Source organism: Parabacteroides faecis, from assembly GCF_014647375.1.
GTDB classification, from domain to species: domain Bacteria; phylum Bacteroidota; class Bacteroidia; order Bacteroidales; family Tannerellaceae; genus Parabacteroides; species Parabacteroides faecis.
The window spans coordinates 79,060-104,152 of the sequence record NZ_BMPB01000008.1 but is presented as its reverse complement, the minus strand read 5'-3'; the positions used below and the strand labels follow the sequence as shown (position 1 = coordinate 104,152).

At 43.3% G+C, this 25,093-nt stretch carries 20 protein-coding genes; 3 read left to right on the top strand and 17 right to left on the bottom strand.

Annotated features, from left to right (window positions below; translation table 11 throughout):
• Positions 1–14: 14 nt before the first annotated feature.
• From IEY67_RS12690 to IEY67_RS12630, 13 genes are all read right to left on the bottom strand, one after another.
• On the bottom strand, positions 15–479 hold the full coding sequence (locus tag IEY67_RS12690) for a septal ring lytic transglycosylase RlpA family protein (RefSeq protein ID WP_122354507.1): 465 nt from the start codon (positions 477–479) through the stop codon (positions 15–17).
• A 26-nt stretch (positions 480–505) separates the two neighbouring features.
• Positions 506–1,879, bottom strand: a complete 1,374-nt coding sequence (locus IEY67_RS12685) for a cytochrome-c peroxidase (protein WP_183671598.1) — start codon at positions 1,877–1,879, stop codon at positions 506–508.
• 185 nt (positions 1,880–2,064) lie between these two features.
• The gene (locus IEY67_RS12680) at positions 2,065–3,327 is read right to left on the bottom strand and encodes a DUF4934 domain-containing protein (protein WP_183671597.1); all 1,263 of its coding nucleotides are present in this window, start codon (positions 3,325–3,327) and stop codon (positions 2,065–2,067) included.
• Positions 3,324–4,967, bottom strand: a complete 1,644-nt coding sequence (locus IEY67_RS12675; RefSeq protein ID WP_183671596.1) for a M56 family metallopeptidase — start codon at positions 4,965–4,967, stop codon at positions 3,324–3,326. Before IEY67_RS12675 ends, IEY67_RS12680 begins: the two co-directional genes overlap by 4 nt.
• A 4-nt stretch (positions 4,968–4,971) precedes the next feature.
• On the bottom strand, positions 4,972–5,337 hold the full coding sequence (locus IEY67_RS12670; protein WP_122354511.1) for a BlaI/MecI/CopY family transcriptional regulator: 366 nt from the start codon (positions 5,335–5,337) through the stop codon (positions 4,972–4,974).
• A gap of 395 nt (positions 5,338–5,732) precedes the next feature.
• Complete coding sequence (locus tag IEY67_RS12665) at positions 5,733–8,180, bottom strand: S9 family peptidase (protein ID WP_183671595.1); 2,448 nt, start codon at positions 8,178–8,180, stop codon at positions 5,733–5,735.
• Positions 8,181–8,319: 139 nt separating this feature from the next.
• A complete protein-coding gene (locus tag IEY67_RS12660) occupies positions 8,320–8,772 on the bottom strand; it encodes an ATP synthase subunit C-like protein (protein ID WP_007656321.1) in 453 nt (150 codons plus the stop codon).
• Between the two features lie 54 nt (positions 8,773–8,826).
• The gene (locus IEY67_RS12655) at positions 8,827–10,647 is read right to left on the bottom strand and encodes a V-type ATP synthase subunit I (RefSeq protein WP_183671594.1); all 1,821 of its coding nucleotides are present in this window, start codon (positions 10,645–10,647) and stop codon (positions 8,827–8,829) included.
• Entirely contained in the window at positions 10,644–11,267 is a 624-nt protein-coding gene (locus tag IEY67_RS12650) for a V-type ATP synthase subunit D (RefSeq protein WP_075557595.1), read from the bottom strand. Before IEY67_RS12650 ends, IEY67_RS12655 begins: the two co-directional genes overlap by 4 nt.
• Before the next feature lie 94 nt (positions 11,268–11,361).
• The gene (locus IEY67_RS12645; protein ID WP_075557596.1) at positions 11,362–12,681 is read right to left on the bottom strand and encodes a V-type ATP synthase subunit B; all 1,320 of its coding nucleotides are present in this window, start codon (positions 12,679–12,681) and stop codon (positions 11,362–11,364) included.
• Positions 12,682–12,689: 8 nt separating this feature from the next.
• Positions 12,690–14,447 (bottom strand): V-type ATP synthase subunit A, encoded by a 1,758-nt coding sequence (locus IEY67_RS12640; protein ID WP_129733500.1) that lies wholly within the window; start codon positions 14,445–14,447, stop codon positions 12,690–12,692.
• Positions 14,448–14,449: 2 nt separating this feature from the next.
• The gene (locus IEY67_RS12635) at positions 14,450–15,319 is read right to left on the bottom strand and encodes a DUF2764 domain-containing protein (RefSeq protein ID WP_122373140.1); all 870 of its coding nucleotides are present in this window, start codon (positions 15,317–15,319) and stop codon (positions 14,450–14,452) included.
• Between the two features lies 1 nt (position 15,320).
• Complete coding sequence (locus IEY67_RS12630; RefSeq protein WP_183671593.1) at positions 15,321–15,911, bottom strand: hypothetical protein; 591 nt, start codon at positions 15,909–15,911, stop codon at positions 15,321–15,323.
• A 158-nt stretch (positions 15,912–16,069) separates the two neighbouring features.
• Here IEY67_RS12630 and IEY67_RS12625 point away from each other — a divergent pair, with 158 nt between their 5' ends.
• Entirely contained in the window at positions 16,070–16,573 is a 504-nt protein-coding gene (locus IEY67_RS12625) for a GNAT family N-acetyltransferase (protein ID WP_122354517.1), read from the top strand.
• Between the two features lie 105 nt (positions 16,574–16,678).
• Positions 16,679–17,746: a family 20 glycosylhydrolase gene (locus IEY67_RS12620; protein WP_370450051.1), complete on the top strand. Its 1,068-nt coding sequence runs from the start codon at positions 16,679–16,681 to the stop codon at positions 17,744–17,746.
• Positions 17,747–17,811: 65 nt separating this feature from the next.
• On the opposite strand, the gene IEY67_RS12615 is transcribed toward IEY67_RS12620, so the two are convergent.
• Positions 17,812–19,137 carry a PhoH family protein gene (locus tag IEY67_RS12615; RefSeq protein WP_183671592.1) on the bottom strand — a complete coding sequence of 442 codons (1,326 nt, stop codon included), beginning with the start codon at positions 19,135–19,137 and terminating at the stop codon, positions 17,812–17,814.
• A gap of 560 nt (positions 19,138–19,697) precedes the next feature.
• On the opposite strand from IEY67_RS12615, the gene IEY67_RS12610 reads away from it, so the two are divergent.
• Positions 19,698–21,341, top strand: a complete 1,644-nt coding sequence (locus IEY67_RS12610) for a beta-N-acetylhexosaminidase (protein ID WP_183671591.1) — start codon at positions 19,698–19,700, stop codon at positions 21,339–21,341.
• A gap of 69 nt (positions 21,342–21,410) precedes the next feature.
• Here IEY67_RS12610 and IEY67_RS12605 read toward each other — a convergent pair whose 3' ends face one another.
• The 3 genes from IEY67_RS12605 to IEY67_RS12595 all read right to left on the bottom strand — a co-directional run bounded on the left by IEY67_RS12605 (position 21,411) and on the right by IEY67_RS12595 (position 25,085).
• On the bottom strand, positions 21,411–22,034 hold the full coding sequence (locus IEY67_RS12605; protein WP_122357277.1) for a LysO family transporter: 624 nt from the start codon (positions 22,032–22,034) through the stop codon (positions 21,411–21,413).
• Positions 22,024–22,308 (bottom strand): LysO family transporter, encoded by a 285-nt coding sequence (locus IEY67_RS12600; protein ID WP_122373137.1) that lies wholly within the window; start codon positions 22,306–22,308, stop codon positions 22,024–22,026. The genes IEY67_RS12605 and IEY67_RS12600 overlap by 11 nt, the downstream gene beginning before the upstream one ends.
• Before the next feature lie 407 nt (positions 22,309–22,715).
• Entirely contained in the window at positions 22,716–25,085 is a 2,370-nt protein-coding gene (locus IEY67_RS12595) for an outer membrane beta-barrel family protein (protein ID WP_183671590.1), read from the bottom strand.
• Positions 25,086–25,093: the final 8 nt, after the last annotated feature.

Sequence of the window (25,093 nt, the reverse complement as noted above, 5' to 3'; positions counted from 1 at the left end):
TAATTAGAAGGTTTTCAGGGGTTTATTTTCATACGGTAAAGCTGCATCGGCAGCTGATCGGTCTGCAGTTTGGGAGGTTGTTGGGGATAAATGAGTTCGAGCCAGCGTTGATCGATCGGGCCCGGTACCTCTTCGATACGTACACGGGTTATGCCTTTTCGCTTGAATCCTAATATTTCGGCTGCGGAGGATGAGACATCTATAATTCTTTTTCTGCGATGCGGACCCCGGTCAGTGACACAAACAATCACAGTCTTCATATTTTCCAGATTGGTTACCCGCAGATATGTCCCGAAAGGATAAGTACGGTGAGCCGCAACCAGTTCGTCTTTATCATGGATGCGGCCGCTGGAAGATTTCCGTCCATGAAAACGTTCGTGATAATAAGAAGCAAGCCCCTCCTCTTGTCCCCACACAACACCCCCTGCGCTTTGTAAAGCGATAAACAGGAGTATTATATGTGACAAGCGGAAGGGCATGTGCAAATATAATAACTAATTTGTATTTATTGAAGGAGCTTTCCGTTATATTCGCCGGTCAATGTATTCAGGAAGGCTACGATCTTTGCTGTTTCCGCATCTGAAATATGTCTACCGATCTGGAATTCATGCATTACCTGGATGGCATCTTCGATCGTTTGGATCGAACCGTCATGCATATAAGGTGTCGTAAGCATTACATTACGCAAAGTTGGTGTTTTGAACTTATGGCGGTCGGATTCATTTTTGGTAACAGCCCAGCGTCCGTTATCGCCATCTGTCAGACCTGTACCGCGATAATCAAAATAGTTCTCTTTGATACCCATATATTCGTATGACTGTCCGCCGAGATTCATACCGACATGGCATGTTGCGCATTTATTGTCTTTAAACAACTGGTAACCTTCCAGTTCTTCTGCTGTAAGCGCATTCTTATCTCCACTCAGATATTTATCGAAACGGCTAGGAGTAAGCAACGTTTTTTCAAATTCAGCGATAGCTTCCGTTACAGTCGATTCAGTAAAACCTTCGGGAAATACTTCCAGAAAACGTTTACTCAGTTCCTTATCTTCTGCCAGTTTTGCACAGATCTCATCGAAAGATGCACTTCCCATTTCAACTGGATTCAATGGAGGACCGGCAGCCTGTTCTTTCAGGTCGGCAGCACGTCCGTCCCAGAATTGAACGAAGTTAAGTGCAGCATTATAGACAGTCGGAGCATTTACACCACCGAATTGTCCGTGGATACCTTCAGAATATTGCTTGCGGTCTACACCGGCAGTATTCAGGCCGTGACAGGTTGCACACGAGATCGTATTATCTCCTGACAAGCGGGTATCGTGATATAAATCAAATCCTAAGGCAACCTTTGCTGAATCGGTAGGAATAAAGGCCACTAACGGCTGAACCGGTTCATTGGCAAACTCTTCTGCAACTGTAGGCGATACATAATTATTCTTGCGGGCCTCTTTTGCCCATGAGATAATTACTTTCTTTTCGTCGTCATTCAGACTGGTACCCCAATGCATGGTGTAATATTTGGCAGGAGGCATCGAACCGCTGAGAGCAGTGTTTTCTACTTTTGCCAAATCCACTTCAGAAACAGGCTTTCCGTTGTCAAGAGCGGTCAGCATAGCTGTAAGATCCAGATAATGTGTACCTTCTTTCATATCAGCCTGTACAACCGGGCCAATAATCGGAAGTTTGCCGTAAAAAGGAACATTTGCGGTGGCTGAATGACATTCCATACATCCGTTATTGCGGATGATAGAGGCTACCTGCTTTGCTTTATCGCCTTCAAGCTTCTTATACTCGTTGGATGAACAGGAAGGCATCGTTAAAGCTAATGTAAGTAGTCCGACAGGAAGTACTGCCATTTTACTAAAACTAGTGTTGCGCATAATTATTGGTTGTTTAAGATTTGTTTAGTGCAAAAGTAGATATATTTATTAATATATGTTCACAATGCCGATAGGTTTTATTTATCAGACGATAGTCTGTATTTATAAGGCTGACTTTATTACAAGCTCAGATTGTTCCGATCAATAAAAAAGAGCCGTAAAAGTGTTCTTTACGGCTCTTTTCTTTATTTCATTATTACAACTACCGGATTATCTTCTTCGCCTATCCGCTTCAGTTCTTTTACCTGTTGCGGAATCTCTTTATTTTCGTTATCCTCAAACCATTCAGCAGCATCTGCAGCGGAGAGTAAACCGACATATTCCCCTGCCTGGGACACCGACATAGGCTGTAAAGGCAAATAATTCGTTAAATCATCTTTCATACCATCCGCATACAAACCGACTTTAACATCGCCTGTCGATTTTGTAATCACAGCATTATACAACGTCGGTTTATGAAATAACTCCCTGATAAAGCGGACAATCATCCGGTCTTCACTATCAAGTATCTGCGTAATCAGAGCTGCATTGTCTTTATTCTTCATAAAGCGCTCGGAAAAAGACCAGTGATATTTCCCCAAATCAAGTACGCCTGACGGCATTAAAGTCCTGTCTTTTATCTGATAGATTGTATCATTGTACGCCTCCTTAAAATACAGTTCCTTGTCCTGACGCCACAAACGAGTATTAGCATTAAGAATAATACAACCGGTTTCCGGCTCTTTATAATCAATAACAATCGTCCCTTCATAGGCCGTCGGACCAAAAAGTTCGATACCTGTCTCGCTTTTAAAAATTGCTATCGACCCTATATTGGAAGGATCGAACGGCTGTTCGTCAGTAGCCATTGTAGAACATGAATCTACCGGCATATTATCCTTAAAGAAAAGAAGGTTGTTTTTCCCATCACCCAAAATACCCGATTTATACAAAACAAATGTTCCATCATTCTGATAGCCAAAAGAGGTCGATGAAGCTCCCATCGTCTCAAATGGAATCTTAATCTTTCTCTGGAATACACCGTCCTGGTCATAACAAACCAAATCTTTATTCCATCCGTTGAAATAAATCATTCCTGTTTCGTTATCACCCCAACAGAAAACACTATTATACCCTTCCGGATCATTCCCGATATGCCCAACCTGTTTGATGAATTTTCCAGTTCCCTTATCAAACATCAGGCATTGACTCTGGTTAGTAGAAACCAATATCCTGTCTTTGATAATCTGTACATAGGGGCCTTTCCCTATCAGGCTGCTGTCGGTCGTTTCCAGCGGAACATAACGAACCTGTTTGAAATAATCGGATGCCTTCAGCTCTACCGGTTTTTCAATGGCTGTTCCCAACGGGATTACGGATAGTTTACCGTCTGCAGTTTTATCTCCATTGCATGCAGCAAGAAAAAGACAGGAGGCAACGGTTAATTGACACAAATAAGTCTTCTTCATTTTACTGCTTTTTTTGCTGACGCATTTTTTGTTGTGATCAAAATCACTCCATCCTTGCCCTTTTCTCCATATAGACTTTTGGCTGATTCGTCTTTCAGTACAGAGATCGATTCAATCGTGTTAGGATTTATCTTTTCCAATGCACCTTCTCTTATCTGTTCTACCCCATCGATAAATATAAGAGGTTTTTCCACGCCGTTTTTTTCATTTCTAATACGGAGTTTCACCTCGCCTGGCAAATGATCTTCTATCGGACCGTACCCGACAACTTTTATTTCATCCGCTTTTACTTTTCCGGAATCAACTCCCTTTTTAGTTATAAGAGAAATAACGCCAAGTTTATCCGTCGCATTATATTTGGCTAACAGTTCTTCAGACTTTTCTTTGGGAAACATCGAGAAGCTATGGATATTTTCCGGAGATATTGCATCCAACTGGTCATAGGTTGCCACTTCATTGTCGATCAGGATCAGATTTCGGGACCATTCTACTTTCTTCTTGATCTTTCTCATGCGCTCTTCAGATCCTTTTCCAAAATCATCCAGTTGCTTTTGCATGGTTTCCAAAGGATTCACATTCTCTTTTTTCTCCTCCGGAACCGTTTCAGTCTTTATGGTTTTCGTTTTCTGCGGAACAGGAACAATCGGTTTGTCCACAGGAGCCGGTATAGCCTCGGCTATAGGTTCAGCTTTTTTAGGCTCAATAACTTCCTTAACCGAAACAATTTCGCTAATTTTGGCACTTGAAATTTTCTCCAGTTCGCGAGAGATTTCAGGACGGGCAAAAGCGACTACTGCTACAGCAGTCAGCGGAAGTACATACAGATACTTCAACCGCGCCCAGGGGTTTGATTTTCGTTTTAACATCATAGTAATTCGTTTTTTTAGTTTACTGTGATTAAAGCTGTTGGCCATAGAAGTGAAGCGCTGTGAACCAACAGCTTTTTTTATTAATAATAATTGATAATGTTTCGCGTCGATGCCATGATTGATCACACTCTCATCGGCTTCGTATTCATGAATATTCTGTAACTCCTGTTTCAGTAGCCAGACGGCAGGATTGAACCATTGAAGTATCACACAAAAACTACAAATCAACATATCCAAAGAATGATGAGCACTTATATGAGCCAGTTCGTGTGTCAATATCTCTTCGCCGCTTTCTTCCATATCTTTCCGGGAAATGACAATGTATCCCATCCAACTGAATGGACAGATCGGGTCGTTCGTAACTACCAGTTTGCATCCTTTGGAAAGAACCTGCTTCTCTCCTTTCCCGACCATCCGCCATATACGGAATGTAGAATAAAGGAAACGAAGAAAAAAGAAAATACAGCCGGCCAGATAAACGACAAACAAGAACGGAAGCCAGAAAGACTGAGGTGTCTGCACTTCTGTCTCCGTCTGCATCTGCGCCATTTGTAAAAGGTACTCCAAGTTTTGTAACGGGCGTTGTATGGCAACAGGCTCATCCGTCATTATACGGATAAAAGGAATGGCTACGGAGAGAATAACGACACTCAACAATGCGATCCGGTTAAAACGATGAAATGTTTCACGGCTTAACAACAATCTGTAAAACAGGTAAAATACTGCCAGACATACAGACGATTTAAGGATATAAACAAAGAAATCTCCCATAATATTAATCCTTATTTGCTTGTTCCACTTCGTTCAGCAATTGCCGGAGTTCATCCACGGAAATATCCTCCTCCTTTATCAGCGAAGAAACAACTCCCAGATAAGAGTTATTGAAATATTTGGCAATGACATTTTTCAATGTGCCTTTACTGTACTCTGCCTCGCTGACTGCACTATAATACTGATAAGTGTTACCGAATGTATTATGTGAAAGAAACCCTTTCTCCTCCAATCCCCGGACAATAGTCGACAAGGTATTGAAATGAGGCTTAGGTTCCTCATAATATTCTAGCAGTTGCTTCACGAACAAAGGGCCTTTCTCCCAAAAATAGCCCATGATCTCTTCTTCTTTTGCAGTCAATCGCTTCATAATTCCCATTGTTTAGGACAAAGAAACTAAAAGTTTTAGTTTTAAAACTAAATTCATTAGTTAATAAACTAAAAGAGATCGTTTTTCTCTTTTATCATCTTTTTTTGGACTATTCTTTTTTATCTATGTTCCATTTTTATTGTCCTGGAGCTATCATTTCAAATAATCATTATATTTGAAAACGAATAGATCCGAAAATTTATTTTTCGCTCAAGTACGCTCAAAAATTGACTTAGATTTGATTTTTTCACCAATAGTCCTTAACTCATTTGTTATTTTATCTGCGAAGAAATCAAATAACAATGTCTATTTATGTAAGAAGAGGCTTCCGCATTCAAATGCAGAAGCCTCTTTAGTCTTACCGTCAAAAGATCTTTCGAACGTTTCTGAAAAACTTATCGTTTCGGTATATCCACCGACTTATCCGATTTTCCTAACAAATGTTCAGAGAAGTAATCGACCATTCGCCAGTAGAAGTATTCGTCCATATCACCGAAACCGTGGCGTTGCTGTGGTAAAAGCAGCATGTCGAAGCGCTTATTGGCACGGATCAAACCATCTACAACGCGCATCGTATTACCCGGATGGACATTGTTGTCTATATCACCGTGAACCAACAGTAAATGGCCTTTCAACTGTTTTGCCAGTTCTTGATTACTCTTGATATTGTATGTAAATGTCGTATCGCCTTTTTCCGATACTACTTCTTTCACACCATGATGTGTTTCACTCCACCAACGGTTATAGATCTTGTTATCATGGTTACCGGCACAGGAAACTGCCACCTTGAAGAAATCCGGATATTGCAGGATTGCTGCAGTCGACATAAATCCTCCACCCGAATGTCCGTGGATACCTACACGATGGATATCGATAAACTTATTTTTATCAGCCAACTGGATGATAGCCGCTTTCTGGTCAGCCAGTCCATAATCGCGCAGATTACCGTATCCGAAGTTATGATACCATTTCGAACGACTCGGATGACCGCCACGGTTACCGACAGAAACAACAATAAATCCTGCCTGAGCCAAACGGTCTGTACGAACGCTCATACGGGTAAACGGATAACGGGTTGCTTCCACTTGAGGACCGGGATAAACGTAATCGATAACAGGATATACTTTAGTCGAGTCGAAGTTGAACGGTTTGTACATAACACCATAAAGGTCTGTCACACCGTCGGCAGCTTTCACCTTGAACGGTTCCGGGAACTGGTAACCGGCAGCAAACAGTTGTGAGAAATCGCTTTCTTCCAGGTCCATAATCTTCCGGCCTGTATTATCCAACAGGTCTGTCTTAGGAACCGTATTGATGCGGGAATAATTATGGACAATGAATTGTGCATTATCATCTATGCGGACATCATGGAAATAATCACCGACTGAAACCATCTGCAAGCCACTTCCATCCAGGTTCGCTCGGTAAAGATGTTCATAATAGGGATTCTCGTCCTTTTCCCTTCCATTGGCAAGGAAATAAACGACACGCTTGGCTTCGTCTACTTTTACGATCTGGTCGACATGCCAGGGGCCTGATGTGATACGGTTTTTCAGGTTGCCTTTATCATCGTAGAGATACAGATGTGCCCAGCCGTCGCGTTCGCTCCAATGGATCAGTTCCTTGCCATTGTTTACGGATGCCAGCGGACGGACTTCGATATAGGTATTCATACGCTCTTCGATGATCGGGCGGATCGAATCTTCACCGATGGTATACGTACAGATGTCGATGCGGTGCAGGTCACGGCTGGAACGGGTAACGAAGAAACGGTTATTGTCACCCAACCAAATACTCGGCAGCTCCTTCATATCACGTTGTTTCTGCAAGCGGGGTTGGTAAGCCATGCGGATGGTCTGGTCTTTGAATGCCCAGGTGTTGATCTCTTTATAAGAGTTATTGGTCATATCGAACAGATACAGATGGCTGATCGGCGCTTCTTTTTCACCCGGCATCTGGTACTTGTATGTTTCCAATGTCGGACGCGGGGTTGCCATGGCATTGATCACCCACAGGTCTTTCACCTCGCGGCTATCTGAGATAGATACGGCAAAGTGACGTGAATCGGGTGACCACAATAAGTAACCCGGATTTTTTCTTTTGCCGTTACATAATGTATCCGTATTTAAAATGCTGTAAGGCTGTCCGAAACCAAAGTCTTTTACTCCGGTGGTTGTCAGCTGTATTTCCGTAACGGTACTGTCTTTGTCATCCTTTTTCAGTTTCTCGTAATCTTCACGCGACATACGGTACAGATTCAGGTCTTTTGCATAAACAACGGTTTTACCGTCCGGCGAAATAGAAGCCCAGTCGGGATATTCCGTATCTTTCTTTTTATCGGCCAGATGTGTCAGTTTACGTGTCGGATAATCATAAGAGAAATAGAATATCTCTTTCTTAGTCTTGTTATCTTTATCCGTACTATCTTTCTTCGCATCCTGTGAAGAGGTTACCTGGAACGTAAAAGTACGCCCATCCTCTCCTGCCTCCAATTTCCGGATAGGTAACTGTTGAGCGATAAACGGGTCTTTTACGATCTCCGTAAGTTCTGCTGCCAGCTTATCCTGATCGAATAAAGGACGTTTCGATTTGGCGGAAGGATTAACCACATACCAGACATTCCCGTCTCCAGTCTTGTATTCATACCAGAAACAGTTCCCCGCCTTAAACCAATGTGGATCTACCGAAGTAGAAAACAACATCGTCGGCAATTTATCACCGGCAAACCGTTCCGCCTGCGTATAACCCGGCAGCGGATCGTCTGCTGAATTTGTTTGTGCACTCACGCCCTGAACAAGAAAAAGCCCTGACGCTAATAAGAGTAGATGTAAATGTTTTTTCATATTTTACAATTGTGTTATATTGTTTGCTTGCAATTCATACAAATGTAAGTAAATATTTTTTCTTTCGCCATATAAACTAAAAATCCCCTGTCTTATCAACCGATAAAACAGGGGATACTACTATGTTAAATACTAAATATTACACCGGAAGAGTTCCGCCGATCAGGATAACAACCAGCAAAGCCAAGATTGCATACAACTCAGGGAATACAGCCATTACCATCGTTGCACCGAATACGTTATGACCAGCACCAACACCGGCAATACCGTTTGCACAAACTTCTGCCTGACGGATAGAAGAGAATAAACCAGCGAATCCTAATACCAGACCGGCACCGAATATAGCTGTTGCATTCAGCATCGTAATGCTTTCAACCAGGAATTTCTGCATCATGAAATAACCTACGAATCCGTACAAACCTTGTGAAGAAGGCAACGCACTCAATGCGATGTAAGTACCCAATGCATCCGGGTTCTTCTTCATTGCTCCTACTACTGCGTTACCGCAGATTGTTACACCATAACTACTGCCGATAAAGGTTAAACCTGTCATCAACGCAATACCAAGATAAGCTAATAAAATTGGTTCCATAATGAAATTTGTTTGTTTAATTATTTTTTTGTTATTATTTAAATCACGTTTTGTTTATGCTTTTTTGAAAGGTTGGTAAGCCTTACCGCCACCTTCGAACTCTGCATTCTTATAATACTCTACGAAGATCAAACGGAGTGGGTGAACCAGTGAACTGATGGTACACAGACCGATGTTGATCGCATGGCCGACCAAAAGGATCAGCAACATACAGATCACACGCAATACGATGTTCATACCTTCCGTCATATCCACAGCCAGCGAATTGAATACGCCACCCAGGATCGCACCGGTCAGACCGATAGCGAACAGACGGATATAAGACAATGTATCACCCAGCAGTCCGGAAGCCATGTTATAGGTATTCCACAGACCTGTACCGAAGTTCAGGAAGATATTCTTACCCGGCGTATTGTAAAGGAAGGCTACCAGCAATCCCAGTCCGGCTATCACCAGGAAAATATTTTTCACTACTTCCGGTAACTGTACGTCCAGCATCGGCAAACCGAAAACAAGACATAATGCCAGGATAATGAATACCCATGCCAATGGTGCAATACCATATTTCTTGCCCTTCTGTGACATGATCTTCAGTGCAGCGATCGTCTTTCCGAACAGAATCTGTACCAATCCGATTATGATCGAGAACGTCATCAGATTGTCGCTCGAAACAAAATACTCTTTCACTGAAGCAAAAGCAGGTATGTCGACCAAAGCGATACCGAAAAACGAACCGGTAAGAGTTCCGACGATCAATGTCGCCAGTCCAAGATACTGGAACAAACTCAAATAAGGCTTGTAGTCCGGATTAACTTTCCGTTTCAGGATCGTACAGGCAATAATCATTAACAGTCCGTACCCACCATCTCCGAAACAAAGTCCGAAGAATAACATGAAGAACGGAGCAAAGAACGGTGTCGGGTCAAACTCTGCGTAATTAGGCAAAGAGAACATTTTTGTGATCGGCTCGTATAGTTTGGCAAACTTCCCATTCTTTAACAGAATAGGTACTTTATCTCCCTCTTCTATTTCCAATGGCTGATAGAAGTAACCATCCTTTTCAAGCGTTTCCTCCATAGCAGGAGCCTTCTCCGTAGGTACCCAGCCTTCCAGCAACATCAACTTATCGCCTGCCTGACGATCGGTTTGCACAAGCACATTCGACAGATTGAACTCATTCTGCAAATTCTTGTCAAACAAATCGAGCGTATTATAATCAGACGCTGCCAGCTTTTTCATTTCAGCATCCAATACCTTCATTTCCTGCTTTAACAGGTCGAGACGTGCATTCAGTTTCTGCAAGCCTCTGTCCGGCATCTTCGGACGTTCCGCATCTATGTCGATCGTCGTACCGACTTTCGTTATAGTAAGGAAATAAGTAACCGACTGGAAATTGTTGATCAATACAGCATTGTACTCATCACCCCATTTCGGTTCATACTTAGCCGTCGGGCAAGTCCAGAACGTAATATCATATCCAGCCTTCTTCAGACGATTGAAATTAGCCCAACTGAAATCACCCCAGATCTCCATATAAGCAATATCCTTTTCAAGGGATGCTTTCACGGACTGAAGCTGCACTTTCTTATCCTGCAATTCTTCTATCTTCTGGATCAACTTCAGTCCCGCTTTCTTATCCAGTTCACGGGCCGGAGCCAACTGAAGCTCCTTCGTTCCTGAATTCAGGTTCTTGAAAAAGCGCATTAACAAGTTGACACGCTTACGTATAGCCAGTATATCCTGAAGTTCTGCATTATCGAGAATAGACTTGCCCTCTTTCACATGCACGACACCCAGTTCGCGCAATTGTGCCAGGAACGAATCATATTCCCTGTGATATACCATAAAGGCATATTTACTCATTTTTACTATCATACGCCAGCCTCCTCTTTTTGTTCTTTTGCTTTACGCTTTTCCTGGTTAGCCCGCATGATCTTCTGTGACGACTTGGAAAGACTTTCTTCGTCTTCCATAAATCGTTTCACCTTACGGATCGCATCTTTATAGCCGGGGATCTGTACCTTCTCAAAGAGGTTTACCTTCTGAGTGGTCTTCTTCCTGGCATGCTCCAATAACTCCAGCTTCATTCCCGAAAACTCGGCTTCTATCCCGGTACGCGCCAGCTTTTTCAGCAGCTCGACACCATCGGTAAACCAGGCAGGGGAATTAAAGAGACTGTAATGTCCGATCTCAAACTGAATCTCGTCCAATACAGGAACGATCACACCGGCAATCTTCTTCGTAGAGAGTGTCACATCCTTCACCGCAATCAGTTCGGGAGAGAACTCGTTCCACAAAGCCACCATGTTCTCGTAGCTCTGAATCTCTTTTTCCAGCTGAAGTTCCAATTTTGTCACTTCATCCTTGGTCCGCTTCACTTCGATACGCAACGCACTTTCCTTGCTTTTAATCGTAGGCAGGGAACGCTCGCGCATCTTCAGCTGCTTTTCCAATTGCTGAAGAGAGGTTTTATTATATTGAAACTTTATTGCCATATTATATCGTTTTTTAATTCCTTTCGGATGGAATTCCGGTTTCTTCCGAGAGAAATTCTTTTTTCATCCGAATGGAACGGTTTGCGGACCGTTCTTACTTTTTCCAGTATTTGTCTACCAACTCCTGCTTGATATTCACTTCCGCCGGTTTGAAGTATTCGCCGAACAAGCCCCATGCCACGTCGAGCATTTCGGTTGTGTCGAGGTTTACGTCGATAGCCAGCAGCTTTTCCGAATAATCCTTTGCAAAAGACAGTGTACGGTTGTCGTAGTCCGTCAGGTCGAAACCATTCTCCATCTTGGTCTTTGCATTGGCAGCATCGGCATACAGACGAACGGCAGCATTCATCACCTGCGGGTGATCTTCGCGTGTCTTCTTTCCTGTTACCAGCTGTTTCAAACGTGACAAGCTTCGGAACGGGTCGACGATTACTTTACCGACATCGCTATCACGGCGCAGATACAATTGGCCTTCGGTGATATAACCGGTATTATCAGGTACGGCGTGTGTGATATCGCCACCGGACAAAGTCGTTACCGCAATAATGGTAATGGAACCACCTGCCGGGAACTGTACCGCCTTTTCGTAGATCTTTGCCAAGTCGGAATAAAGTGAACCCGGCATAGAGTCTTTCGACGGGATCTGGTCCATACGGTTCGATACGATCGCCAGGGCATCCGCGTAGTTGGTCATGTCGGTCAACAATACCAGCACCTTTTCATTCTTTTGTACGGCGAAGTATTCAGCAGCCGACAGCGCCATATCCGGAATAAGGATACGTTCTACGGACGGGTCTTCGGTTGTATTGATGAAGCTCACGATACGATCGAGTGCACCGGCGTTGCTAAATGTATTTTTAAAGAACAGGTAGTCGTCGTTGGTCATACCCATACCGCCTAGGATGATCTTATCCGATTGGGCACGCAGGGCTACCATCGCCATCACCTGGTTGAACGGCTGGTCAGGATCGGCGAAGAACGGGATCTTTTGTCCGGTTACCAGCGTATTGTTCAGGTCGATACCGGCAATACCCGTAGCGATCAGTTCTGACGGCTGTTTACGGCGAACCGGGTTTACAGACGGGCCACCGATTTCCACTTCCGTTCCTTCCGGGATCGGACCACCATCGATCGGGTCGCCATACGCATTGAAGAAACGTCCGGCCAACTGGTCGCCTACTTTCAGCGTAGGCGCTTTGCCCATGAATACCACCTCGGCATTCGTACGGATACCTTCCGTACCGGAGAACACCTGCAGCGTAACCTCGTCGCCGATGATCTTTACCACCTGTGCCAGCTTGCCGTCTACGGAAGCCAGCTCGTCATACCCAACTCCCGTTGCTTTCAGCGAACAGGTAGCTTTCGTGATCTGGGTAATCTTCGTATATATTTTTTGAAATGCTTTTGTTGCCATACGTTCTGTTATTTTTCCATACGCTCTGCGAGCAGGGCGTCGAGTTGATCGTTGAACTTCTTAAACTGATCGCTTTCGTATTCGGAATAGTTCATCTGCTTGAAGATGTTAATCATCTGTTTGAAATATTCCATTACTTCGAGGAAGGTGTCGAAACGGAATTCCGCATGACAGATCTTTACCACCTTGTCCAGCATAAATTCCTGACGGGCCAGCGGTGTCACGGCATCGACCGTATCGAACGCATCCTGTTGCAGGATCACGAAGTCGATCAATTCCGATTTCCAGAAAGTAACATGGTATTCTACAGGTACACCGTCGTCACCCAGGATGTTGATCTGTTCGGCAATTTCCTTACCACGCAACATACGGGTCTTGATCTCGTTCACCTTATCGAGCCATTCCGGAGAGATGTGTTTAGCGATATATTCCTGAAATTCGGGATATTCCAGATATTTTGAATAACTGTCGATCGGGTTTACGGCCGGATAACGTTTACGGTCGGCACGTTCCTGCTCCAAAGCGTAGAAACAACGGGCTACCTTCTTCGTATTTTCCGTTACCGGTTCTTTCAGGTTACCACCGGCGGGTGATACTGTCCCGATAAAGGTTACTGAACCTGTCGCCCCATTATTCAAATGAACGAAACCTGCACGGGCATAAAAGTTAGCCACGATCGCAGACAAGTCCATCGGGAATGCATCGGGTCCCGGAAGTTCTTCCAGACGGTTAGACATCTCACGCAAAGCCTGTGCCCAACGGGAAGTAGAGTCCGCCATCAACAATACCTTCAGTCCCATGCTACGGTAATATTCAGCCAGAGTCATCGCCGTATATACGGATGCTTCACGGGCTGCCACAGGCATGTTTGAAGTATTGGCGATAATGATGGTACGTTCCATCAATTTACGTCCTGTATGCGGGTCGATCAGTTCGGGGAACTCGGTAAAGATTTCCACTACCTCATTCGCACGTTCACCGCAGGCAGCGATGATCACGATATCGGCTTCCGCCTGTTTGGAGATAGCGTGCTGAAGCACTGTCTTACCTGTACCGAACGGGCCGGGGATAAATCCTGTACCGCCTTCGACGATCGGGTTTACCGTATCGATTGTACGAACACCTGTTTCCAGCAATTTGTATGGACGCGGTTTTTCTTTATAACAAGTGATGGCTCTCTTTACCGGCCAGCGCTGTATCATATTAATATCGATATCCTTACCATCTTCGTCTGTCAATACCGCGATCGTCTGGTTGATGGTATATTGTCCGGCTTCCACCAGGCTCTTTACAGTATAAGTGCCTTTAAACGTGAAAGGGACCATGATCTTATGAGGCTGGAAGTTTTCATCCACTTCGCCCAACCAGTCACCGGCAGTCACTGTATCACCAACCTTCGCCAGCGGCTTGTAATCCCACAATTTATCGTTATCGAGTGCAAATGTATATTCACCACGTTTCAGGAACACGCCGTCCATTTTATCCAGGTCATTCTGCAAACCGTCGTAGTTACGCGACAGCATACCCGGCCCCAATGTCACTTCAAGCATGTGCCCTTCAAACTCGGCTTCGTCACCTACACGCATCCCACGTGTACTTTCAAATACCTGTACAAAGGCATCTTTCCCTATTACTTTAATAACCTCCGCCATCAGCTTTACGCCTCCTACGGAAATGTAACAGATTTCATTTTGAGAAACCGGCCCATCCACCTCGACGGTTACCAGGTTGGATACGATTCCTCTAACAATTCCTTTCGTAGCCATAATTATTTATTATTGTTTCTTTTAAATTCTTCCAACGCATTATCACTTCCCTTCTTCATCGCTCCTACTATTTCGCGGAAAGTCTTCTCGCCTGTCACCCTATCCAGCGTAACCCAGCGTTCGATCATTTCCAGTTTCAGCAAGTAGGCGAACACACTTTCGATATCGAAAGTCTTGAAGAACGTATTATCGTCCAGCCATTTCCATTTCAGCAAATCCACTTTCTTTTCGCGGGCCATCAGGTCGGGCTCTTCAGCAATGCGTTGCAGATCGGGCAGATAGTCTACCGCATCTCCCAATCCGAAATCACGGGCATTGGAAGTACGGATAGCCTCCGCTACCTCGTTGTTTCCCACTATATATTCTGCTTTATCAAATCCATACTTACGGCAGGTTATGGCGGTCAGCATGTTATTGATATTGAGGTTCAGTTCAAACCAGTTACGGATGAAACCGTTGCTGCATTTCATCGCATAGTCGTAATAAAGGGCTGCCAGACGGTCTTCCCAGGAGATCGTTAGCTTTTCCTCTTTCTTCTGGCTATCCAGATACTGTTTGAAGAACTCTATGAAATAAGGAGGAATCTGTTTGTTCTTAGGCGGCTTCTCGCCATCCTTCAAAGCATCGAACAGACTTTTGTACTCGTCGTATGTTATACTTCCCTTTTCATCCGGGTCACTGTCCGGACGCTGTGAGAAACTAAGCAGGTTCTTATTATCGAATTTGAGGAAAAACAAGTCTACCAGCTTCTTATCACGGGATGTAAGAATACCGTCCAACTCCTTTCTGAATTCAGAAACGGAATAGGTCAGCTTACTATCATCCAATGATATATTAGGGAGTCCGGCAATCAGACAGTAGTATTTACTCATATCAGAACAACATTTCTACCAGCCCGGGACGCAGGAATTCTTTAAAGAATGCAACAAACTCGTCTTCCCCGAAGCTTACTTTATAGGATCCGTCGGCAGGAATAATGGTAAAATCGGCTTTCTTTCCGCTTACTTTTTCTATTTTCACGCCACCGTCAAGCAACGATTTGGCATTTGCTTCAAAATATTTGGTTAATGCATCCGCATCGGCTGTCTGGATAGTGATCGCTTCTTTCTTAGCCCATTCCTTAGCCATTTCAAGGATCACCTTCTGCATAAATGCAGTGTCAGAAACGATCGCTTTCACATTCGAGGAAGTAATCTTTCCGGTTATAAGGTTTACCACTTCGCTCTTCAGCGCTTCTACAGCCTGGGTAGCGAATAACTTCAGTTCGGCTTCTGTATTCTTTTTCAGTTCGGCAGCCTGTTTTTGCGCTGCTGCAACAATACGTTTTGCTTCCGCTTCCGCCTCGCTAACAATCGCTTGTTTCTGAGTATTCGCATCGGCAATGATCCGTCCAGCTTCTTCGTTCCCCTTCTCTACTCCTTCTTTGTAGATCTTGTCGGTCAGTTCCTGAATCTTTGTATCCATTTCTATATATATTTATTAAATTGTATTTTTCCCTAATATTAAACGCCTACAAAGTTATTCTTTTCTGTGAATAAACATTGAAATAAATGCAAAATCAAGCTAAAAAATAAAACGCTATAATTTAATTTTTAATTTTGTTCGTCTAAAACTAGCATAATATGTTCTCAATCAGAAAAGCAACGACAGAAGACTGTCTGTTAATCAGAAACTTGGCATCCCAAATATGGGAGCCGACCTATGGTTCTATCCTCTCCCGCGAGCAACTCGACTATATGTTCGAGATGATGTATGCCCCGGAAAGTATTCTCAATCAGATGAATGAACTTCATCACGAGTTCTTCATCATCAGCAAAGACGGTGAACCATCCGGATATCTCTCCATCGAAACGGTAGAAAAAGACCTGTACGAATTCCAGAAAATCTATTCGCTCCCTTCTTTGCATGGTTCGGGTATCGGACGTTTTATCATCGAACAAGGTGTCGCTTACCTGAAAAGTATTCATCCGGGATCATTCACCGTCGAACTGAATGTAAACCGCGAAAACCCGGCTCTCGGTTTTTATAAGCATATGGGGTTCCATGAACATGCGACACGTGATTTTCATATCGGCAACGGCTACTACATGAATGACTACATTATGCGGATGGAGGTGGCAAACTAAGATAAGAGACCGGTAATCCAATTTATTTGATTATATTCGTAACCAACAATTTAATACTTAAATACCATGAAACACTTTATCCGTATTTTATGTCTTTTGGTTTGTATGGCGGCTACCGGTATGCTCAAGGCAAACGCAAGTCCGCTGGACAGCATTATCCCCACCCGTGGACTGGCTATTGCTGCCCCTTCTGTTCAAAAAATGGATCTCTTCCTGAAATTTATAGAGGAAGAACTGGCTCCGGGGCATTTCAACCTGCTTATCTTACGGGTGGATTGGAACTATGCCTATAAATCTCATCCGGAATTAAGCGATCCTAACCCGCTTACGCTTCAGGATGTAAAACGGATTGCCGCCACCTGCCGGAAACATAACATACGGATAGCCCCGCAAATCAACCTGCTCGGTCATCAGTCATGGGCGGAAACGACCTATGCCCTGCTTCGTGTATATCCCGAATTTGACGAGACACCACATGTGGACACAAAAAACTATACCGGATGGCCTAACCCGGACGGATTATATTGTAAGAGTTATTGTCCTCTTCATCCGGATGTTCATAAAATAGTATTTGCTTTGGTAGACGAACTGACCGATGCTTTTGAAACAAATTTGTTTCATGCCGGTATGGATGAAGTTTTTTACATAGGTGACGATAAATGTCCCCGTTGCAACGGTCGGGACAAAGCCGAATTATATGCTGGAGAAGTGACCAAAATACAGAATCACCTGGCTCAACAGGGAAAGCGCCTGATGATCTGGGGTGACCGCCTGATAGATGGAAAAACGACGGGTATAGGGGCCTGGGAAGCCAGTATGAACAATACATACCGTGCTATCGACCTGATACCGAAAGAGGTATTCATCTGCGACTGGCATTATGAACGGCCGGAACAAACTGCCGTGTATTTTGCCATGAAAGGATTCGATGTCGCTACCTGTCCCTGGCGTAAACCGGAAGTAGCATTGAAGCAGGTGGATGATATGGTCCGCTTCCGTCAAAATTCGGGTAAACAGATGCGCGACCGCTTTCAGGGTATTATTGAAACGGTATGGTCGGGAGCCGACGGCTTTTTGGAAAACTATTATAAACCGGCAGACTCTTCAACGGAAATATCGGAAGCAGCAACGATTAAAAAGTTAATCGAGACTTATAAAACAATGAGTAAATAAAAATCTGCTCAAAAAGAAAGGGACTTTGAATTCAAAGTCCCTTTTACATATAATTAGTTGGTATTTTACAATAAGTTCGAAGCTAATTCAGACAACTGACTTCTCTCCCCTTTTACCAGGTTTACATGAGCGAACAGGTCCTGTCCTTTCATCTTATCCACCATATAAGCTAACCCATTACTCTGGGCATCCAGATATGGCGAGTCGATCTGTTGGATATCACCGGTAAAGACCATCTTCGTACCTTCTCCGGCACGGGTAATGATTGTCTTGATCTCGTGCGGCGTCAGGTTCTGCGCTTCGTCGATGATACAGAATGTTTCAGATAAACTACGCCCGCGGATAAAGGCCAGAGCTTCGATCACCAGCTGGTTATTCTTCTGCAGGTCATCAATCTTGCGGACATCCTGGCTTCCGGGTGCAAACTGGTTCTTTATAACATTCAGGTTATCGAACAATGGCTGCATATACGGAGCCACTTTCTGCTTCTCATCACCCGGCAGGAATCCGATATCCTTATTTGCCAATGCAACGATCGGACGGGCCAGTAATATCTGTTTGTATACCCCAGCCTGTTTAAGCGCAGCGGCCAGTGCCAATAATGTTTTTCCTGTTCCCGCTTTTCCGGTCAGGCCGACCAGTTTTACATCGGGATCATTCAATATTTCAAAGGCAAAACTCTGTTCCGCATTACGGGGTTGTATGCCATAATTAGATATCTTTTCTACCTTCTTTATCTTTCCGGTAAACGGATTATAACGAGCTAAAACAGAAGCACGTACACTCTTCAATATAAAGCATTCGTTCGGCTCCAGTTTTGACTTGAATTCAAACATATCCGCATCGAGTCCGTCGGGTGTCGAATAGATCTTGTCGATTAAATCAGGCTCTATATTTTCATAGGTGTCCTGTGCCCGTTCGAAGATATCGACATTGATCACTTTATCAGTGATATAATCTTCTACCTGAATACCCAACGCACGGGCTTTCATACGCAGATTGACATCTTTCGTAACGAGGATAGTCTGTATTTTCGGAGTCTTTTCTGCAACGGAAAGTGTGCAGGAAAGGATACGGTGGTCAGGCGTCTTTTCCGGGAAAGACAATGCAATCTTTTCCTGATACTTATCGCCGGTTACCACATGTAATGTTCCTAAACCTGCTCCTAACGAAGCACCCTTCAGGAAGAGATCATTGCTGGTCAGCAGATCCAACTCGCGTACAAATTCACGGGCGTTATAATTAATCTGGTCGCTCCCCTTTTTAAACTTATCCAACTCTTCCAACACGACGATAGGAAGATAGATATCATTCTCCTGAAAATTTTCGATACACTTGTAGTCATGCAAGATAACGTTCGTATCCAATACAAAATTCTTCTTTGCTCCCATGATCATTTCGATTTAATGATTATCGCTTCTAAGTTAAAAACATTTTTGATACTTATTTAGTTTAAAAGGTAAAATAAAGTTGAATGACTAATTTATTCCGTATTCGGGCTAATAGCACAAAACCCTACTTATCGAAACATAGGTGTTTTATCATCAAAACATATATGGTTTGCGAACAAAACACCTATGTCGTGAAAACGGAAGAATCAGGATTAGTTCCGTCAGTTTTCAAAAAAACAGAAAATCCCTATATTATATAATCTTTATATATAAATACTTCTTATTATATTAAAGAGGAAAGTGTTAACAGCAAATAGAGCCCCAATACAAACATGCTGTTAACAGCCATATATCAACATATAACGCGAATATAATGCGTATAACACGACAAATACTAAGAAATGTAAACAAAAAAAACTCCGAATTTAGATCCACAAACTGCTTTTATCTGCCATTATCTGTTCCTATCTGTCCTTATCTGTTTCTAAGTGTTTTTTTTATTCAACCAGATATGTATCTTTGCCTCGAAGAAAATTAACAAAACAATAAATCTAACATCTATGATCTTAAGTACTAAAAAACTCAAACTCATTTCTCTGTTTCTATTAACAGCAACTTTGTCGTTCGGGCAGAGCAACACTTCGGCCTTATTACCTTTGCCGAACCATATCGAGCAGGTTACAGGTAAGAAGAACTTTACAGTCACTCCGCAAACAGTAGTGAAAACAAATTTGCCCAAGCAGGCATTCTGTTTGTTCGAACTGCAACGTATATTGAGAGACAGAGTCGGCCAAAGCGCTATTATGGGAGGCTTTCAGGCAAGCGGAAACTCCGTGATCGAACTTTGGACAGAGCCTGCTATAAAAGGGGAAGAACATTACATGATCGAGATTTCGGAAAGCAAACTTTCCATCAAAGGAAGTACACAGAAAGCTCTTTTCTACGGGTTGAAGACGCTGGACCAGATATTACTGGGCGATGTATGCAATACAGCGAATAAGCAGATCGCTCCTATCCGTATCGACGATGAACCCCGCTATGGTTACCGTGCCTTAATGCTCGATCCGGCACGCCATTTCCTGCCTCTCGAAGATGTTAAGTTTTACATCGACCAGATGGCAAAATACAAATACAACATCCTGCAATTACACCTGACAGACGATCAGGGCTGGCGTGTCGAAATAAAGGCACACCCGGGACTGACAGAGATCGGTGCTTTCCGTAATCCGAAAACAGGTCCGAACGGGCCGGATAACGGTTTTTATACGCAGGAACAATTAAAAGAACTGGTCCGTTACGCTGCCGACCGGAATATAGAGATCATACCGGAATTGGATATTCCCGGCCATACGGTAGCCGTACTGGCGACTTATCCGGAACTGGGCTGTACACACACGGATACCATTCAGAAAGAAATGGGTAAGACAGTCGATCTGATGCTCTGTGCCAATAATGAGAAAGTATATTCCGTTTACGATGATATTATCAAGGAAATAGCAGCTATATTCCCGTCATCCAAAATTCATTTGGGCGGTGACGAGGCTGTTATTGAAAAGAACTGGACCAAATGCGATCATTGCCAATCGTTAATGAAACAATTGGGATATACCAAAGAATCTCAGCTTATGAACTATTTCTTCGATAAGATACTGGCTTCCGTACGCAAATATGGCAAGGAGCCTATGCTGTGGTGCGAACTGGACAATATTCGCATGCCGGCTAACGAGTATCTGTTCGACTATCCGAAAGATGTAACACTGGTCACCTGGCGTGCCGGACTGACACCCAAATGTATCGAGCTGACAGCTAAACACGGGAATTCGTTGATCATGGCTCCCGGAGAATATGCTTATCTGGATTACCCGCAGCTGAAAGGCGATCTTCCGGAGTTCAATAACTGGGGAATGCCTGTTACCACTTTGGAAACCTGCTATCAATTTGATCCGGGTTACGGACTTCCCGCTGCACAGCAAGCACATATCCTCGGTATATCCGGTACGTTATGGGGAGAAGCTATGAAAGATATCAATCGGATAACTTACATGACTTACCCGCGTGGTCTGGCATTAGCAGAAGCCGGATGGACACAGATGGAGCATCGCAGCTGGGATTCGTTCAAAGAACGGATGTATCCGAACCTGATGAATCTGATGAAACAGGGCGTATTCGTGAGAGTGCCGTTTGAAATCGTTCCCAGAAGATAACATACAATATTTCCGGATGCAGACGAATACCGAGCACGCAGAGGAAAAGTCTGCATCCGGAAATTATTACTATCTGCAAAACAATGAAATCAATAATGGAACACAAATCTCCAGTACAATCCCGTGAATGATGGCGATCGGAATGATATTCTTCCCGGAATAACGACTGATGACCGGCAGACAGACATCCATCGAATTAATACCCGCAACAGACACCGGAGCAAATTTTCCAAATAAAGACGCATAGACCGGCGCACCGAACAAAGCCATCATCTCTCTGATAATATTCGCCAGCAGGGCAATAGTCCCGAGCTGTGTCGCAATCTCTATTCCCGCAGAGGCTTCCTTAAACTGCACAATCAGTAAGGAAGATAAAGAATAGTAAGCAAATCCGCTTCCTACCGCCATGCAATCATACACATTCCAGGTTTTCAGCAGGATACTTGCCATCGCGGAAAAAAGTAAAGTACCCGCTATGGTAAAGAGTGGTAATAAAAGGTTGGATATCCGTACATTCCGTAACATGGTTCCCATCTCTCCGTTTGAACCGAGATTCAATCCCACCTGAATAATCAGCGCATACAATAACCAAGTCGGAAGTTTGGCACAGTAACCGGCCAACTCATCTCCTCCTAACATGCCACAAAGTATCCCTATAAAAAAGCAGGCTATCACGATCAGATTACTTTTCATCATTCCCCCCTTTCCCCGATAATACTTTAAAAGCCAGATAAGAAGCTAGCAAACTCCCCAGTACGCCACAAACAGCCAGCAGGGCTGCCTGCAAACCAAAATCTCCTATATTATCGACCAACGTTTTGTTCGCTCCTATCGTAACACCAAACACGAACAACATGATAAAAATGGTATAAGATATTGTATTTTCCAATCTTTTCAAACTATGGATATGACGGAACAGGTAACCCATACCTATCCCTACACATAATAGGCATAAAATGACAAACATATGTATAATCAATTTACACGCGGAGGATACACTTCTCCCGCGATACGTTAATAAAATAAATGATTGTTATAAAACGGTCTCCGGAAACATCCGGAAAAAGAAAGGAAAATAACTTAGATAAAACCACTAAACCAATGGACATGCACAACATGAATACCACACATCACGAGGGCATTCTGTCTTTTTAAATTATTTGTATAAACTTCATTCATATTCAATGCTCTGTCCTAATTTGGGTGCAAAAGTAATAATAAAATAACAAATTATCAAATTGATATGTTTTTGTCATTGCTGTATAGGGTCTTTTCTTTGTTTAGCTATCAAAATAACACATTTCGGCTATCAGGGTAATATTCATCTGGTATAAATATTACTCTGATAGCCGAAAAAATATTCTGAAAGGACGACTACTTACCGAACCGGGATGTATCTACTTTATCATGCTTTTTAGTTTTATAACCACCGAACTTCCAGATAAAGGAAACCGTCACACAACGTGTATCGTCAATCTTCGTCAGGCGGCTATATTGGTTTGCCTGGTTGATCTCAATCTTTTTCGGGATATTACTCCGGAAGATATTATCACATTTCAGGAGAACTGTCGCTTTATCATTGGCGAACTGCCATTTCAAACCGGCTGAAACGTTATAAACGGAACCCAGGTCGTAGATACCCTGCACTGCTCCTGTTATATAATAACCATTCAAATCCAGCTTCAGGTTCGGACGCGATTTGGAAAGCGTGAATGTATTATTCAGAAAGAATTGCCCCAGATATTTACTGTTATCAAAAGAAATATCATTGAAATGATCCAGTTTCTGACGCATCCTGATTCCCTGTGCCGTAAACTGGCTATTCATAAACTCACCAATACGGAACGGAATAACAGCCCCTATTCCTGCCGTTAAATTATAATCCATATTCTCATACCGGAACACATTTTTCAGTTCCGTAGAACTTTGATAAGGCAACTGGGCAAAGTAATCCGGTTCGTACTGTGCGAAAACCATAAAGGTATATTTCTGTTTCAGGATATAGAGGAATTGCCCTTCATACGAACGATAAGGCTTCAGAGCTGGATTACCCATCACGACAGAGTAAGAGTTTATGGGTGTTATCTGCGGTGTTATTTCCCAATAAGAAGGATAGGTTTTGTCGCTGTTCACGTTTAACTGCAAAATATGTTGCGGTGTAAAAACATAACTCAAAGAAGCATTCGGAAAAAATGTCCAGTCATTCCAAAGAGTCGATTTGCTCCCGTTTGAATTATAATCCGACCTGAAATACTCCGCTTTCAATGAAGCAGTTGCCGAAAAATGCTCTCCGAAATCCTTGGACACTTCCGCAAAGAGATTGCCCGTGTATTCCTTTTGCGTATTATTTTCCAGTAAATCCGGCTCTGGTTCATACCCATTACCTTTATTATATAGATAATCGATATAAGTTTTCGAGGAAGTGTAGCCACCGTGAACACCGTAGTTCAGTGTCCATCCGGTGGCAAAAGTGTGTGTATGGTTGGCAAATAGTGCCCATTGTGAAATATTCTGCCTGGAATTATTCTGCATATCCGTCAACGTTTCCTGTCCGCGGTTTTCCAAAAAGTTCTGGAAAGACGGAGAATTATAACGTGTAAAATCCATTCCGGCAGTTATACCCGTATGACCGTCATATTGCATACGGATATTATGTAAAGTTACTTTATCCTCTCCGGTTGTTCGGCTGAAACGTTGGTCACTTGTCTCCGCATCCTGCAGTACGGAAAAAGAAGTTTCTGCTACACGATTCTTTTTTATATTATTGCCGCCCAAAGTATATGCAGCAGATAACTTATCTTCGTTCTTCAATTTATAGTCTACACCTAACCGCATGTCTCCGCTGTTTATACGGCCATTGCCACGGCCTGACTGATAAACTTCCGTCACACTATTCTCCAGGGTGTGTCTTGCCATAATATTTTCCCCTTCAAAATATCGTCCTTTCTCTCCGTTTACCAGAAAATCGACAGTCAGGTTAGAAGTAGAATATAAGAGGTTCGCATGTGCCTTACCTGTTGCAAAATGTTTCTGTAGATAATCAACACCGGCTTCACCCTGTAAAGCCGTTCCTTCTGTCGATCCTTTATCTAATATAACGTTAATAACAGCTCCTTTAATATTGTATTTTGCAGGGGCATTATACATAACCTCTACATTTTTTACCCGCGAAGAAGGAATACTCTTCAACATCGTGATCAACTGGTCCGGCGACATCGTCGTCAACTGTCCGTTCAGGATAATTCTCGGAGCCCCCGCCCCCAGCAATTGAATCTCGTCTGCACCGCCGATAATACCGGGTAATTGTTTTACAGCCTCAAAAGCATTACTCACTGATTTATCTTTCATCAGTTGCGGAACATCATATTTCAATGCGCCATTCTCCACTTTGACCTTCGGACGTTCGGCTTTTACCACCACTCCGTCCAACTCATAATCTTTAGTTGTCAGACGAATCGTTCCGGCATCCGCCTGTGAAATCTCCTGCTGGAAAGGTTCGTATAAGAGATGTTGGAAGAGAAGCCGGTAAGCCTGATCAGCTGCCCGGTTCAGGTTAAACAGTCCGAGACTATCGGTCACCACAGCATCCACATAAACGGAATCCAATGTCTGAAGTACGACAGCTACGCCATCTACCGGAATATTATCCGTATCGGTTACCTTTCCGTGAATCGTATTTTGAGCGATCAACATCCCATTACCGGTAACCAGCAAAAACATCATGTAGTAAAGTATTCGTTTCATATCTATCG